Below are 16,713 nucleotides of genomic sequence, written 5' to 3' on the forward strand. Positions count from 1 at the left end.
CTCCTTATGATTTCAAATTTACGAATTTTAATTTCGCTTCTATTAAGTCTGTCATTTTTAGGTGTAAAGGCTCAGGATTTGGTTATAAATGAGGTCTTAGCCTCTAATATAAATGGGATCACTGATAGCTATGGAGAGCAGAGTGATTGGATAGAAATCTATAATAATAGTTCTACCACCATTAATTTGAATTCTTATTCATTGTCGGATAAGAATGATAATCCACAAAAATGGAAATTCCCCAATGTTAACATATCTTCTCATGGCTACTTATTGGTTTTTGCCTCGGAAAATGCTACAATTGGTAATGAATTGCATTGTAATTTTAAAATATCCCAAGAAGGTGAATATATTAGTTTGTATAAGCCATCAGGTGTTTTAGTGGATAGGATAGATTCTGTTGAACTAAGAGCTGATGTCTCATATGGTCATAAGCTAGACGCATCGGGAAATATGAAGTTTTTTGGACTTCCAACTCCTCAAACATCAAATACATCAACTGCCTATAATGGTTTTGTAAGTGACCCAATTGTGAGTCATGAATCAGGATTTTATACTGATGATATTAATGTTTCAATCGTACACGGCGGCTCTCAGGTATTTCTTCGATACACTCTCGATGGTTCTGTTCCAACGCCAAGTAGTCCTGTATATAATTCAGAAATTCAATTTTCAGATGCCACAAGCAAGCCAAATGGGATTTCATTGATAAAAACGAATCCAAGTTTCGACTATCCTAAACCTGGCTTTACTGAAAGCAGAGCGAATAATAGGGGATATTTAAATCCTTATTCCAATATCAATAAAACAAATGTATTAAAAGTTAAAGCTTTTAAAGATGGATACCTTCCAAGTGAAACATTAAGTTCTACGTTTTTTATATATTCTGAAGCTGAGGAAAAGTATAGTTTGCCTGTTATTTCCTTAACCACTGATGCCCCCAATTTTTTCGATGATGAAATGGGAATATATGTATATGGAACAACAGGGGAATTGGGGAATTATTACGAAAGTGGACGCGAATGGGAGCGTCCTACCTTGGTACAATATTTTGAGAATGATGGTACTTTAGGATTTGAACAATATTTAGGAGCTAGAATCCATGGGGGAGGTGGAAGGCACTCCACAGTGAAGAACCTTAGAATGTATGCCCGAAGCGAATATGGCAAAGATGAAATGAAATATAAGTTCTTTGATAATAGCAACATTAATAAGTTCAAACGTTTTATGATAAGAGGACCAGGCCACAGACCTGATTGTACGCCTCGCGATGATTTTGCAGACCTTTTACTGCAGAATTATAATATGGATGTTCAGCATGTTCAGCATGTTATTCTTTTCGTTAATGGGGAGTATTGGGGCATACACTCTATTAAAGAACGTTTCGACCAAAAGTACTTATCCTTAAAGTATGGAAAGAAAGATGACGACTATGTCATTTTGAGGGATAGTGGTAAGTTGGATTCTGGTGAAGAAGGTGATGAAGCACATTATGATAACCTGCTCGACTTTGTTGAAAGTAACAATATGGAGGAGGACGAGAATTACGAGTATGTTCAAACCCAAATTGATATTGATAATTATTTAAGTTACTTCTCATCAGAGGTGTATATGGGTAATGTGGATTGGGTGATCACAAATATAAAATTTTGGAGATATAAGGGTTTCGATAAAAGCACTAAATCAATAAATGGTTTAGATGGGCGTTGGAGATGGTTTATGTTTGATTTTGATTTGGTGTTTGGTGGGTCCTGTGACGATATATCTTCAAATGTAAACGTATTGGATGATGCTTTTGATCAAGAACATGGTAAAGCAACCATTTTAGCTCGCGGACTTAAAGAGAATGATCAGTTTGTGATTGATCTTGTAAATAGAACTTGTGATCACATGAATTCTAATTTTAATCAATCTAATTTTAGAGAAAAGTTAGAGGAGATTGATCAATCAATGACTCCTGAAATGCTAGAACATGTGAGCCGATGGAGATACCCTTCTATAGCTACCACATTAAATGTTAGACAAAATGAAATTCCTACGCTTACTCAATGGACAAATGTTTTAGATGATTTATATAATTTCCCAAAAGATAGAAAGCGTAAAATAATTGACCATTATACGGAAGAGTTTAACCTTGAGGATACCATTCATATTGCATTAAATGTAAATGATAAAAATATGGGAAATATTAAAATAAATTCTCTATTTGTTTCTGAGGCTTTAGATGGGGTATCAGAGAGTGTTTACCCATGGCATGGTACTTATTTCGAAGATATTCCTTTCCAATTGGTCGCAATGCCTAAATTGGGATATCGCTTTGTGGAGTGGCAGGAAACAGGAGATACGGATGCTTCTTTGATGGTGGATTTAGATGAAGGTGCAGTGTTTACAGCTCTTTTTGAAGAAGACCCTGATTTTGTTTTTGAGGATGCTATATTTATTAATGAGTTTATGGCAGTAAATAAATCCACTATTACTGATGAATATAATGCCAATGCCGATTGGATTGAAATCTATAACCCAAATGATAAACAAGTGGATTTAGCCAATTTTTATATTTCTGATGATGCTGATGATGCCTTTAAATATCAATTCCCCTTTGGAACAGTATCTACCATAATTGAAGCATATGGCTACAAGCTGATTTGGTGTGATGATAGAACTGAACGAGGTCCTTTACACACCAATTTCAAACTAAGTTCATCAGGGGATGATATTTTATTAATGGCACCAGATTCTTCATTAATTGATAATATAACATTTGGTGCACAAGGGGAAGATATCGCTTATGGTAGAGAAATGGATGGAGATGAAACATGGATATATTTCCAAAAACCTTTTGGTCCAACACCAAACGCCACCAATAATGCCGCAGCTATTGATGAATTGAACCAAGTGCTGCTGAAATTATATCCTAATCCTGTAAAAAGTGGGAATAGAGTATATTTCCAACATCAAGTAAATATACAGTTGCACAATAATCTCGGACAACTATTATTGCTGAAAGATAATGTTACTTACCTTGATACTGATGGACTTGAATCTGGAGTGTATATTATTTCTTCGGAAAATTTTGGTCGTACAAAATTGCTTGTTAATTAAGTATTTAGACAATACTGCCTCATATTAATGCCTTGAAGATTAACAATCTACAAGGCATTTTTTATTTTCAAGATTCTATTGATGTTGATCCCTCAATAAATCGTTTACCGTTTTAACTGGGTTAAAGGTCAAAATGGGAACTTCCATAAAAATGGTAATCCAATTGGCCATAGCACCATTCCATAAACCAGGTAGTTCTTGAGCTTTTAGGTCTTTACCATTTTTCGATTTTAATGAGATAAATCCCGTTTTTTCATCAATAAACTCAGTTAAGTCAAATTTATCACCTCTAAAATCTTTAATACCACAAACCAAGTCAACAGGGTTAAAGTGGGTCGCCCTTTTCACAATGTCTGCTTGGTCTTTTTGAGTAAAATCAATTTGCGAGGATTCTACTATTTGAAGACTTTTCTTTCCTTCTTCATCTAGTGTCACAAAAGGACCACCGCCAGGTTCACCTTCATTTTTCACCATGCCACAAACTCTAATTGGGCGATTGAATTGCTCGAACAACCAATCCATTTGCTCCATGATATCCATGGCTTTCATATAGTTGGGGACTTCAATAAAGAGCTCTGTGGCCATAAACTCGTACATCTCATTCAACTCTTCTTGGCTAAGGTTTCCATCTTCTAAATCACACAAATAGTCGAAAACTTTCTCCTGCAGACTCCTCAAATAACTACCTATGAGTTTTTTATACTTAAAAGTAGTCGACTTTAATCTATCTGGAACAATATTGTCTATATTCTTCACATAAACGATGTCGGCATCAATTTCATTTAGGTTCTCTATTAATGCTCCATGTCCACCTGGACGAAATAAGATACTATCGTCCTCTTCTCTGAATGGCTCGTTTTCTGGTGTAACAGAAATGGTATCCGTAGATGGTTTTTGTTGCGAGAATTTAATATCAAATTGAACATCATAATCTTGTTCGTATTTATCTTTAACCTGGGCTATGGTTTTTTCGAATTTTGTTTGATGTTCAGGCGAAACTGTAAAATGCAAAGCGGCAATTCCATCTTTGTTCTTTCCATAAACAGCAGCTTCTACCAAGTGTTCTTCAATGGCAAAACGATTGGCATCGTCATAATGATGAAACTTCAAAAGGCCTTTGGGTAATGCTGCATATCCTAATCCTTTATCTTGGAGGAGGTATTCTAAAATAACTCCGTAGTTTTCTTTTTCAATTTCTTCTTCAAGATTTAATCTATTTTGAGTTAGAACAGTTTTTAAGTCCTCATAAAAAGCAAATTCTTGTATATGTTCAAAGAAATAAAACACAGAATTGAATCCTTTATCTTTTTCAAATAAAGCTTTTCCTTCTTCATTAATCTGGTATTTCTCCGCAAATTCGAATAAATGCTTAAACATTCGGCTTGCGGCACCCGAAGCAGGAACGAACTTGATCACTTGGTTTCCATCAAAGTTGGACTCAAATTCATCTAAATATTTCTTTTCTTCTTCTTCGTTTAGAGCTTTAAGGCCATATTCTTTAGTTGCTGCAGCGGAAAGTTGCATAAAAGGGAAGCCAGACTTGAACTTATTGATTTGTTCGATAACTTTTTCTTGGCTGATTCCCTTGTTTTTAAACTGGTTTAGGTCTTTTTCGGTGAACATAGGTTGTATATTGAAAATTGTTTATTCAAATTTAAGAATATTTTGATGATTATGACGCTAGATCATAAAAATTTAATATTTTTGCAGCCCTCATTAGATTGCCCAGGTGGTGAAATTGGTAGACACGCCAGCTTGAGGGGCTGGTGCTCGCAAGGGCGTGTAAGTTCGAATCTTATTCTGGGCACATCATTTTAAAAAAGCTTCAACATTAGTTGAGGCTTTTTTTGTGTGATAAAGACCCAGCTTAATTCAATTCAAGTACTCTGAGCATGATAGGCATTGGTATGCTCCATTTAAAATGCCTAAGTATTCATCATGATGCAAGATTTATGTCTCAAATAAAGAGAATCAAATCTAAATTTATGCTGGATTTTACAAAAAGTTTTTTTTATCTTCGAATAGACAATTATTAACCTTAATAAATTAAATATGAAACCAGTAAAAAGTATTAGCATTTTGAAAATTTCCTTACCTTTTATCGTCTTGATATTTTTATTTTCATGCAAAAAAGAGGATACCACTCCAGTCGAAACTGTGGTAGCTACAGATTATTCAAAATCTGCTCACTGGTTATCTATACCATCAACACTTAAACCGGTCGACATTTTTTACTATTACCCTACCTCATGGAAGAAGAATAATGAAAGCGACCCTATTATTTGTGAAATCGACAATCCCAGCATGCTTATAGGCGCTCCATCTGCGTTTGGCAGACAGGCTACTGCATTTGAAACAGCAGGTAATGTTTACGCTCCATTTTATAGGCAGGATGATGCTGCAACAACTGTACTTTTGCCCTCTGAAGAACAGGCTAAAATAGTAGGAGGTATCCCCACCATGGATGCCATTGCAGCTTTCGACTATTACATCAAACACTTTAACAATGGGCGACCTTATATTTTGGTCGGGCATTCGCAAGGAGCCATCGTGCTTAGTAATCTTTTATCAAGTTATATGAAAGAAAATCCAATAGCATACGAGAATATGATTGCCGCCTATGTGATTGGCTGGCCCATTACTGCGGACTATATTGCCCAAAACCCACATTTGAAATATGCTGAAGGACCCGATGATACGGGAGTGATCATTTCGTATAACACACAGTCACCTAATATGAGCAGTGTCAATCCCTTATTGGATGGGAAGATAGGTATTGTGATAAACCCTATCACGTGGACAAGAGACGAAACTCTTGCTACTGTTGAAGAAGGGCTCGGTTCGTATATGCCTGATGCGAATCTGGTTCTTGGATATGTTCCTCAATTCGCTGATGCGCGTGTAAATATTGCAAAAGGTGTTTTGGAGTGCTCTACTGCTGATGATAATGATTTGGTTACTTATTTAGTTTCCATGAATGGATTTCCCGAAGGGGTTTATCATTCATTTGACATCCCATTCTATTACTATAACCTCAGACAAAATGCGGAAAATCGGGCAAGTATATTCTTAAGTAACAAGGTTTTGTTGTAATAATCTCAGGGATCTTTTTACATTTGTTCAAAATCAAATTCATCGCAGCTTTTTGGAAGGCATATATAGCTATGTATTGTAATAAGGCAATTAAATGAATGAGTTATAATTCATGAAAATTTTCTCCTTCCTTTGCTTTGGGTCAAATTAATTGTTCAAGCACGGCTAATTCCTAAATTGATGTACAACAGCTTGTGTAATATAAGTGCAGGAAATCTATATTATTTGTTTAGCTCATTTTCGTATTTTCAGAACAAAAAAAACCAACAAATTCACACCTTCTATTACACTATTAACAGAAAATCATCATATTGTTAATAAATTTATCTTTGATTTTATAAATAACTGAATATTTTTGCAAAATTAAAATGTATAAATATTCAATTTATGTCGACCAAATCAGAAAGACTTCTAACCATTAGGAAGATTATCAATACCAATAAGATACATCGCCAAGAGGAATTGTTATCCTTGTTGGTTAATAGAGGACATGATACCACTCAAGCCACTCTTTCTCGCGATTTAAGAGAATTAAAGGTAGGGAAGATTCATGATGCACATTATGGCAGTATTTATTTTATTCCAGAAGAAGTGAAACTTAGTGATGATGAATCAAGACCTTCATTACATGGAATTATTTCTTTTGAAATTTCAGGACAAATGGCTGTTTTAAAGACACAGCCAGGTTTTGCCAATAGTGTTGCTGTTAAAATTGATGAGAAAGCTTACGCCATATTTCTAGGGACTATTGCCGGAAATGATACAATACTAATGATGATAAAAGAAGGGGTGGAAAAACAGAAAGTCTTGGATGATCTGGGTCCAGATTTCCCTGAATTATTAGAAATTTTAATTTAATTGCGCTCCCCGTCATTTTTGTCGGGGATTTTTTTTGCTATGATGAGAAAACAAAATATAAAATTAGTTCTTGAGGATGGTCAAGAATTTAAAGGTTACCAGTTTGGATATTCCAAATCTACTGCTGGAGAGTTGGTGTTTAATACTGCCATGACAGGTTATCCTGAAAGTTTAAGCGATCCCTCGTATAGAGGGCAAATACTAGTGGCTACTTTTCCTTTAATAGGAAATTATGGAGTGCCAATATCGGATAGGAAAAACGAGATGCTAGCGTTTTATGAGTCCAACGAGATTCATATCCAAGCCTTGGTGATTTCCCAGTATTCCGAGGATTTTAGCCACTGGAATGCCAACAAAAGTTTACACGATTGGATGGTAGAAAATGAAATTCCTGGGATTTATGGAGTAGATACTCGAAAAATTACTCAAATCATTAGAGATAATGGAAGTATGAAAGCAAAAATACTGATTGATGAAGAGGATGTAGATTTTGTGGAAACCGAAAAGATTCATTGGGTGGATCAGGTTAGTATTAAAGAAAAGAAAGTTTATGGCGATGGGGATTTGAAGATACTACTGTTAGACTGTGGGGTGAAAAATAATATAATCAGGCGATTGATAGAAAATGGTGCTACAGTGATTCGGGTTCCTTGGGATTATCCTTTTCTTAATGAAGACTTTGATGGTTTATTTATTTCAAACGGCCCTGGAGACCCCACTCAATGTGCCATTACCATCGAGCACCTTAGAGCTGCTATGGAATTGGAAAAACCCATATTCGGGATTTGTTTAGGACATCAGCTTTTGGCGTTGGCTGGAGGCGCAACAACTTATAAGCTAAAGTTTGGGCACCGTAGTCATAATCAACCCGTTTTATATCAACCTACTCAAAAGGCTTATATCACTTCGCAAAATCATGGTTATGCTGTTGATGAAACCAGTTTAGGCAAAGAATGGGAACCTACATTTAAGAATCTTAATGATGATACTAATGAAGGGTTGCGTCATGTATTCAAGCCCATTTTTAGTACTCAGTTTCATCCTGAAGCTAGTGGTGGTCCTACCGATACCGACTTTTTATTCGATGATTTTATAGAAATGGTTAAAATGAAGAAATATGCAAAATAAACCAAAGAAAGTATTATTGCTCGGTTCAGGAGCATTAAAAATAGGGGAAGCTGGAGAGTTTGACTATAGTGGTTCTCAGGCATTGAAGGCATTAAAAGAGGAATCTGTTTATACCATTTTAATAAACCCCAATATTGCTACCGTTCAAACTACTGAAAATTTAGCCAATAAGGTTTATCTTCTGCCAGTAACTACTCATTTTGTAGAGCGAATCATAAAAAAAGAAAGACCTGATGCTATCTTGCTTTCTTTTGGTGGTCAGACTGCATTAAATTGTGGAATAGAACTGCAAGAACAAGGCATACTCGAAAAATATAGGGTTCAGGTTTTGGGCACTCCAGTTTCTGCCATCCAAATAACTGAAGATAGACAACTCTTTGCCGATTTGCTTCGTTCCATTGATGTGGATACTCCAAAAAGCATTTCTGCAACAACTATGGAGGAGGCTTTTGAGGCAGCTAAAACAGTAGGGTTTCCAATCATTGTGAGGGCTGCTTTTACTTTGGGTGGACAAGGAAGTGGATTTTGTAAAAATGAGAAAGAATTAAAAGAATTGGCACAAACGGCTTTCTCCTTTTCCGATCAGATTTTAATTGAGGAATCTTTAAAAGGTTGGAAAGAAGTAGAATACGAAGTGGTTAGAGATAGATTCGATAATTGTATTACGGTTTGTAATATGGAAAACTTCGATCCTTTAGGGATTCATACAGGAGAAAGTATTGTGGTAGCTCCATCACAGACGCTCAGTAATTCTGAATATCATTTACTTCGTGAGGTTTCTATTAAAATTATTCGAAAAGTAGGGGTAGTTGGGGAGTGTAATGTTCAGTTTGCTTTGGACCCTCATTCTGAAGAATACCGAGTGATTGAAGTGAATGCTCGTTTGTCTCGTTCTTCTGCTTTGGCAAGTAAAGCTACAGGATATCCATTGGCTTTTGTAGCTGCTAAATTAGGATTGGGTTATGGTTTGCATCAGATTAAAAACTCAATTACTAAAACGACTACTGCTTTTTTTGAACCAGCATTAGACTATGTGATTTGTAAACTCCCTCGCTGGGACTTGGCTAAGTTTACAGGGGTCAGTCGGGATTTAGGCTCCTCTATGAAAAGTGTGGGCGAGGTGATGGCCATTGGTAGAAGTTTTGAGGAGGCTATCCAAAAAGGCTTGAGGATGATAGGAATGGGCATGCATGGTTTCACAGGAAATCATACCCGTCTTGATGGTGATTTGAAGGACAAGTTGAACAAGCCCACCGATTTGAGAATTTTTTATGTGGCTGAGGCATTATTGCAGGGAATGAGTGTGCAGGAAATTCATCAATTAACGGGCATCGATAAATGGTTTTTAGCTCATCTAAATAATATCATTCAGAAAGAAAAACAATTGGCTACTTTGTGTTCTCTGAATGAAATGACTTATGAAGAAATGAAACAGGCCAAGCAATTGGGTTTCTCTGATTTTCAATTGGCAAGAATAGTTATGAAGTCAAGTAATGAAACCATTGACGATGATTTGTTAAAAGTAAGAGCTTATAGAAAGAGTTTAGGTGTTACGCCTTTTGTAAAGCAAATAGATACACTAGCGGCTGAATTTCCAGCCCAAACCAATTATTTATATCTCACTTATCATGGCGATTTTCATGATATAGAATTTGAAAACGATGATAAATCGGTTGTTGTTTTAGGTTCTGGAGCCTATAGGATTGGAAGCAGTGTAGAATTTGATTGGGCGGGTGTAAATACCGTGGAGAGTTTAAAAAAGAATGGATATAGAGGCGTCATTATCAACTTTAATCCAGAAACGGTAAGTACGGATTATGATATTTCTGATCGCTTATTCTTTGAGGAGCTCAGTTTAGAAAGAGTTTTGGATATTGTAGATTTAGAGAATCCCCATGGAGTTATTGTGTCCGTTGGTGGGCAGATTCCCAATACTTTGGCTCCTCGTCTGGCACAACAGGAGGTTCCTATCCTTGGAACGTCACCTGAAAGTATCGATAGGGCAGAAGACCGTTTTAAATTCTCTGGTATGCTCGATAAGCTAGAGATAGACCAGCCGCGATGGAAAGAATTAGCAGGTATGGATGAAATCTCTGAATTCGCTAATGAAGTTGGTTTTCCTGTTCTTATTCGTCCTTCTTATGTTTTGTCGGGTGCAGCAATGAATGTGGTTTCTAATCATGAAGAACTCCATCATTATTTAAAAGTAGCTGCAAATGTGTCGAAGAAACACCCAGTGGTGGTCTCTGAATTTATGACCAATAGTAAAGAAATAGAATTTGATGCTGTGGCCCAAAATGGAGATGTGAAATTATATGCCATCTCTGAGCATGTTGAGTTTGCTGGAGTGCATTCAGGTGATGCTACTTTGGTTTTTCCTCCTCAAAAAGTATATTTTGAAACCATCAGAAGAATTAAAAAAGTATCTCGCCAGATTGCCAAAGAGCTCAATATCTCTGGCCCATTCAATATTCAATTCTTGGCACGAGATAATTTTATTAAAGTAATAGAATGTAATTTACGTGCCTCGAGGAGCTTTCCATTTGTAAGTAAAGTGTTAAATGAGAATTTCATTGATTTAGCCACAAGAGTAATGATTGGTCAAGAAGTAGAGAAGCCTGAAAAGTCAATTTTTGATATCGACCACATCGGGATAAAAGCTTCTCAGTTTTCGTTTTCTCGTTTAACTCATGCCGACCCTATTTTGGGAGTAGATATGTCCTCAACTGGTGAAGTGGGTTGTATTGGGGATAATTATTATGAGGCAGTTCTAAAAGCTATGTTATCTGTGGGATATCATGTTCCTAAGAAAGGAGTTTTGATATCCTCTGGTGATGCTCGAAGTAAAGTGGAGCTTCTACAGTCTAGCAAAATGATGGAGAAAAGAGGCTTGAAGTTATATGCTACTCCCGGAACCCATGATTACTTAAAATCCAATGGAGTTGCTTCGGAAAAGGTGTTTTGGCCAGATGATAGTCGTAGTCCAAATGCTCTTAATCTATTACAAGAAAAGCTAGTTGATTTGGTTGTAAATATCCCCAAGGATTTAAGCTCTGAAGAACTTAATAATGACTATACCATTAGGAGGAATGCGGTGGATAGAAATATTCCAATAGTAACCAATGCCCGTTTGGCTTCTGCTTTTATTGTTTCTTTTTGTTCCATAGAAATTGAAGATTTGGCCATGAAGAGCATGGGGGAATATGAAATAGTGAGGTAGTCCTTTTAGAATGTTTGGTTCCATTGAAAACCATCTTTACCCTAATCCAATGGGGAGTTGGTTTTCGGTGGTGATAAGCTAGGAAACATTTTTTTTTCGCTCTTTTTTAGGGTTTTGGGCAAATTAAAAGTATTCAAGCTATCGTGCTTTTGAGTTTTTGATAGTTTTCTTTCATTAAAATACTCCATCATTAATTGTTATTACCCTTTTTTTTATAACAAGATTATGCATAAATAGCCCTTATTCTATTACAATATTTGTTATAAACAGCCTTTGTATTATAACAAAGTATATCGTATATTTGTGTTTTATTGTTGAATATGAGTGTGATATAAAGTGATGGAGTATATTAGGGAAATATCGAAGTATTTAGATGAATGGAGAGGGAGTAAATATAGAAAGCCTTTAGTGTTGCGAGGTGCGCGACAAGTTGGGAAAACAACACTCGTTCGGCAATTCTCTAAAAAGTTTAAATATAGTATCTTACTAAATTTAGAAACCACTATTGATTTGTCTTATTTTCAGGATTATAAGGGTGCAAAAGAGATTTTAGAAGTGTTATTGGCAAAGCATCAGATTCCTTCTGATGGAGTAAAAGATACCTTGCTGTTCATTGATGAAATACAGGAATCTCCTTTTGCAATACAATTACTTCGTTATTTCTATGAGTTTTTTCCTGATTTATGTGTTATTGCAGCTGGTTCTTTATTGGAATTTGCTGTTCGCAAGGTAAGGAGCATGCCTGTTGGAAGAGTTGAATACTTGTATATTTATCCTTTGAATTTCTCAGAATATCTACTAGCTAAAGGTGAGAAAGCAGCGTGGGAGGCTTTTAACGAGGTTCCTATTCGACCTGTGTTTCATCCTTATTTATTGGAATTATTTAAGCGATATGCCGTAATTGGAGGCTTACCAGAAACTGTGAAGTTGGATATTGAAAAGAATAATCTTTCCGATTTATCAAAAGTATATGAAAGCATCTGGCAATCTTATATTGAAGATGTAGAGAAGTATTCCACTAACCAAACTGATAGAGAAGTTATTTCATATATTATCCAAAATGCGCCTGTGTTTATTGATCAACGAGTGAAATTTCAAAACTTTGGTGGCTCTGAATATCGGTCTAGAGAAGTAAGGGCGGCATTTTCTAAGCTTGAAAAGGCTAAGGTGATTAGGCTCATTAGGCCGGTAACAGAGGTGGAGTTTCCAGCTCTACCGAATCTAAAAAAAACGCCTAGGCTTCAGTTTGTGGATTCTGGTTTGGTAAATGATGCTTTGGGAATTCAGACAGAACTTATGGGTTTTGACGATTTGAGTAATTCCTATAGAGGAGCTTTGATTCCCCATATAATCACTCAAGAATTGTTATCATTAAATGTGAGCAAAAATCGACAACCTAACTTCTGGGTTCGGGAGAAAAATCAATCTTCTGCAGAAGTTGATCTTATACATGCTTATAGAATGAAATTGATCCCGATTGAGATTAAATCTGGTCCAAAAGGAACACTGAAGTCCCTACATCAGTTTATTGACATGGCTTCACATATATATGCTGTACGGGTTTATGGAGGTAAATTTACCATTGAGGTTAATAAAACGGCAACTGGGAAAAAGTATTTGTTAATGAACTTACCTTATTATTTAGGTTCTAAAATTCCAGCGTATATTGCTTATTTTGTTGATAATTATAGGCTTAGTGATGATGAGAGCTCTGCTATATATGAGGAGTATGTTATTCCTCCTGCTTTGGTAAAAGAGGGTTATGTTAGCCCTTATAAATCAAAAAAGAGCATTTTTGAAGAAGACGAAACTTCGTTTGCAGAGATAAAGAATGAGGGAGTAATCGTTTGGCCTCCTGAGATTGATTCTAAAACTGACAAAGTAAAAACGATACTTTCTTTAGTGCTTCAGATTATTAGATCAGAAAATGGGATTCGAGCCAATATTCTTGCCCTCCGAATTGGGAAATCTATTGCGACTACTGAACGCTATATTAAGCTACTGAGAACTAATGGTCTAATTGAGTTTGTTGGCGCTCCCAAAATAGGTGGATATTACCTTATGGATTAAATCGGTCTTATCTTTTTATTCCACAAAAGACTCGAAAAAGTCCCAAAAGACACGAAGAAAAAGGTGTTCCATTCTTCACCACTTTGTGTTTTTTGTGATTCCTTGGTGGAACTTCGTGTAACAGTTTCTACATTGACTTGTTAGACAAACTTATACGAAATATAGAAGATAATTTTATTGATTTTGGAATAAAAAATAGCAAACACATCTCTGATTGATTATATTGTAATCTGAAAAATGATTAAAATATAGCCAAAATGTATTTAAATGTTCATAGCTATTATAGTATGCGATATGGTACCATTCCTGTGGAGGCTTTGGTGCGTAAGGCTAAAGCTATGGGGCTACCGAAATTGGTTCTGACGGATATTAATAATACAACAGGAATTCTCGATTTTGTAAAGTTAACAAAGGAGGAGGGTATTCAGCCAGTGGGTGGTGTGGATGTGAGAAATGGGGATTCGAGTTTATATATTTTGATAGCAAAAAATAATAGCGGTTTTTTTGAGATCAATCACTTTTTAAGTGAACATCATCTTGCTAAATCCGAATATCCCGTTGAGGCGCCTTCTTTTAAAGAAGTATTTGTGATTTATCCTCTAGAGGCTTGCCCCAAACGAGAACTGATGGAGTATGAACGAGTGGGGATTCGGCCTAGGCAGTTGTTGTCTTTATTTACTCACGAGCTGTCTCGTTATGCTGCTCATCTCGTCATCCTTCAATCGGTCAGCTTTCAGAATGCTAAATATTACGAGCTTCATCAGCATTTACGGGCTATTCAGCATAATGTCCTCTTCTCTCGCCTTCAAGACAGCTTTTTAGGTCACGCTGAGGATTTGTTTGTGAGTCGCGAATACCTTCAGAAGAAATATGAGCAACATCAGCAGATTATAGTAAACACGGAGCGTTTGTTGGCTTTATGTCATCTTGATTTCGACTTCTCCACCATTAAAAATAAAGCCACTTTTACCGGAGACAAAGAGGACGATCGTATCTTTCTAGAGAAGCTCAGCCTCGATGGTTTTAAGTATCGCTATCCAAATGCAGGCATGAAAGTTCAAAAACGATTGAAGCATGAATTAAAAATTATTCATGAGCTGGGTTTTTCGGCTTATTTCCTCATTACCTGGGATGTGATTCGCTATTCCATGGCCAGAGGATTCTATCATGTGGGACGTGGGAGTGGAGCCAATAGTTTGGTAGCTTATTGTTTGAAAATCACAGATGTGGATCCCATTGAACTGGATTTGTATTTCGAACGTTTTTTAAATCCCAAGAGAACTTCTCCTCCCGATTTTGATATCGATTATTCCTGGAAAGAGCGCGACGAGGTGATTGATTATATTTTTAAAAGATATGGGCGAGAGCATACAGCTTTGCTAGGAACCATCACTACCTTTAAAGGGAAATCCATTTATAGAGAACTGGGAAAAGTTTATGGTTTGCCTAAGGAAGAAATAGACAGGTTGGTGAAATATCCTGAACAGGAATTGAATAAAAATGAAATCACTTCGAAGATTGCTTCTATCGCTAAATTAATGATGGGATATCCCAATATGAGAAGCATTCATGCGGGAGGAATATTGATTAGTGAAGAGCCTATCAATAATTTTGGAGCTTTGGACTTGCCACCTAAAAACTTTCCAACCATCCAGTGGGATATGTATGTGGCCGAAAGCATGGGCTTTGAAAAGTTGGACATTTTAAGTCAGCGCGGGATTGGGCATATTAAAGAAGCTGTCGATATTATTCTGGAAAATCAGAAGAGGGTGGTGGATGTACATGCCATTCAGGAATTCAAACAGGATCCTGCCATTATGGAGACCCTAAGAAAGGGGGAGACCATTGGCTGTTTTTATGTGGAAAGCCCGGCCATGCGGCAGTTATTGAAAAAACTCAAATGCAGCGACTATTTAACTTTGGTAGCTGCCAGTTCTATCATTAGACCGGGTGTGGCGCGTTCGGGAATGATGAAGGAATATATTCAACGCTTTCACAAGCCCGATGGTTTTGAATATCTACATCCGGTGATGAAGGAGCAATTAGAGGAAACCTATGGAGTGATGGTGTATCAGGAGGATGTATTGAAGGTTTGTCATCATTTTGCAGGTTTAGATATGGCCGATGCCGATGTTTTGAGGAGGGCCATGAGTGGAAAATATCGTAGTAAGAAAGAATTCCAGAAGATTATAGATAAGTTCTTTAGCAATTGTGCCAAACGAGGATATTCGGAGAGTTTGACCAAAGAGGTTTGGCGACAGATTGAGTCTTTTGCAGGTTATTCATTTTCAAAGGCACATTCGGCATCGTATGCCGTAGAGAGTTATCAGAGTTTATTTCTCAAAAGTCATTATCCATTGGAGTTTATCACTGCGGTAATTAATAATTTTGGTGGCTTTTATTCTTCTTGGCTCTATTTTAATGAAGCTCGTGTTTTAGGTGCTGAGTTGGAGTTGCCATGTGCAAATAATAGTCGCTATAAAACACGTTTGCAAGGGAAGACCATTTATGTGGGTTTTATTCATGTACAGGGTTTGGAGCGCAAGTTGGCTTTTGAGTTGGAGCGCAATAGAGAAGAATTTGGTCCTTACCAAGATTTAGCGGATTTTGTGGGACGGGTTCATGTGGGAATTGAGATGATTGTGCTGCTGATAAGGGTTGGAGCTTTCCGATTTACCAAAAAAATTAAAGCAGAACTGCTGTGGGAGGTACATATGCTATTGGGCAAAAAGCAGCCCAGAAACCAAATAGAAAGTCTGTTTAAACCTGCTGTAAATCATTATCGCTTGCCACAATTCACCCACGAAAATGTAGAGGATGCCTACGATGAAATTGAGCTCATCGGTTTTCCTTTGACCATGTCTTTCTTCGATTTGCTGCAGACCAATTACCGAGGAGTTGTGAAATCCCCGGACTTGTCCAGCTATCTTGGTCAAAAAATACGAATGCTTGGACAGCTAGTCACCATAAAATATGTGAAGACCATTAAACAAGAATATATGAATTTTGGAACTTTCCTCGATTTTGAGGGACGATTTTTCGATACCGTACATTTTCCTAATTCCTTGAAATTCTATCCATTTAGAGGCGATGGTATGTATCTGATTCTAGGAAAGGTGGTTCAGGAATTTGGTTTTGCCAGCATAGAAGTGGAAAAGATGGCCAAGATGCCTTTAACATCAGATCCTCGGGCGGTAGATTAATTCAGCTTTTTTAAGAATAAATTGGGCAGGAGAGAAAGA

General features: G+C 36.7%; 8 protein-coding genes and 1 tRNA gene. 8 read left to right on the forward strand and 1 reads right to left on the reverse strand.

Annotation, left to right across the window (positions count from 1 at the left end; translation table 11 throughout):
• Nucleotides 1-6: 6 nt before the first annotated feature.
• Nucleotides 7-3,102, forward strand: a complete 3,096-nt coding sequence (locus HNS40_RS11390; protein WP_172280877.1) for a lamin tail domain-containing protein — start codon at nt 7-9, stop codon at nt 3,100-3,102.
• A 75-nt stretch (nt 3,103-3,177) separates the two neighbouring features.
• Here the strand turns inward: HNS40_RS11390 and HNS40_RS11395 are convergent, their stop codons facing one another.
• Nucleotides 3,178-4,725 carry a DUF4301 family protein gene (locus HNS40_RS11395; protein ID WP_172280879.1) on the reverse strand — a complete coding sequence of 516 codons (1,548 nt, stop codon included), beginning with the start codon at nt 4,723-4,725 and terminating at the stop codon, nt 3,178-3,180.
• Nucleotides 4,726-4,825: 100 nt separating this feature from the next.
• Here HNS40_RS11395 and HNS40_RS11400 point away from each other — a divergent pair.
• The 7 genes from HNS40_RS11400 (at nt 4,826) to HNS40_RS11430 (ending at nt 16,674) form a co-directional block, all read left to right on the forward strand.
• A tRNA-Leu gene (locus HNS40_RS11400) sits at nt 4,826-4,909 on the forward strand.
• Between the two features lie 245 nt (nt 4,910-5,154).
• On the forward strand, nt 5,155-6,195 hold the full coding sequence (locus tag HNS40_RS11405; RefSeq protein WP_172345821.1) for a DUF3089 domain-containing protein: 1,041 nt from the start codon (nt 5,155-5,157) through the stop codon (nt 6,193-6,195).
• Nucleotides 6,196-6,582: 387 nt separating this feature from the next.
• Nucleotides 6,583-7,053, forward strand: a complete 471-nt coding sequence (locus tag HNS40_RS11410) for an arginine repressor (RefSeq protein WP_172280883.1) — start codon at nt 6,583-6,585, stop codon at nt 7,051-7,053.
• 39 nt (nt 7,054-7,092) lie between these two features.
• Entirely contained in the window at nt 7,093-8,181 is a 1,089-nt protein-coding gene (carA, locus tag HNS40_RS11415; protein WP_172280885.1) for a glutamine-hydrolyzing carbamoyl-phosphate synthase small subunit, read from the forward strand.
• Entirely contained in the window at nt 8,171-11,401 is a 3,231-nt protein-coding gene (gene carB, locus HNS40_RS11420; RefSeq protein ID WP_172280887.1) for a carbamoyl-phosphate synthase (glutamine-hydrolyzing) large subunit, read from the forward strand. Before carA ends, carB begins: the two co-directional genes overlap by 11 nt.
• Before the next feature lie 339 nt (nt 11,402-11,740).
• The gene (locus HNS40_RS11425) at nt 11,741-13,471 is read left to right on the forward strand and encodes an ATP-binding protein (protein WP_172280889.1); all 1,731 of its coding nucleotides are present in this window, start codon (nt 11,741-11,743) and stop codon (nt 13,469-13,471) included.
• A 257-nt stretch (nt 13,472-13,728) separates the two neighbouring features.
• The gene (locus HNS40_RS11430; RefSeq protein ID WP_172280891.1) at nt 13,729-16,674 is read left to right on the forward strand and encodes a DNA polymerase III subunit alpha; all 2,946 of its coding nucleotides are present in this window, start codon (nt 13,729-13,731) and stop codon (nt 16,672-16,674) included.
• Nucleotides 16,675-16,713: the final 39 nt, after the last annotated feature.

The sequence above is a fragment of the Lentimicrobium sp. S6 genome (assembly GCF_013166635.1).
Taxonomy (GTDB): domain Bacteria; phylum Bacteroidota; class Bacteroidia; order Bacteroidales; family UBA12170; genus UBA12170.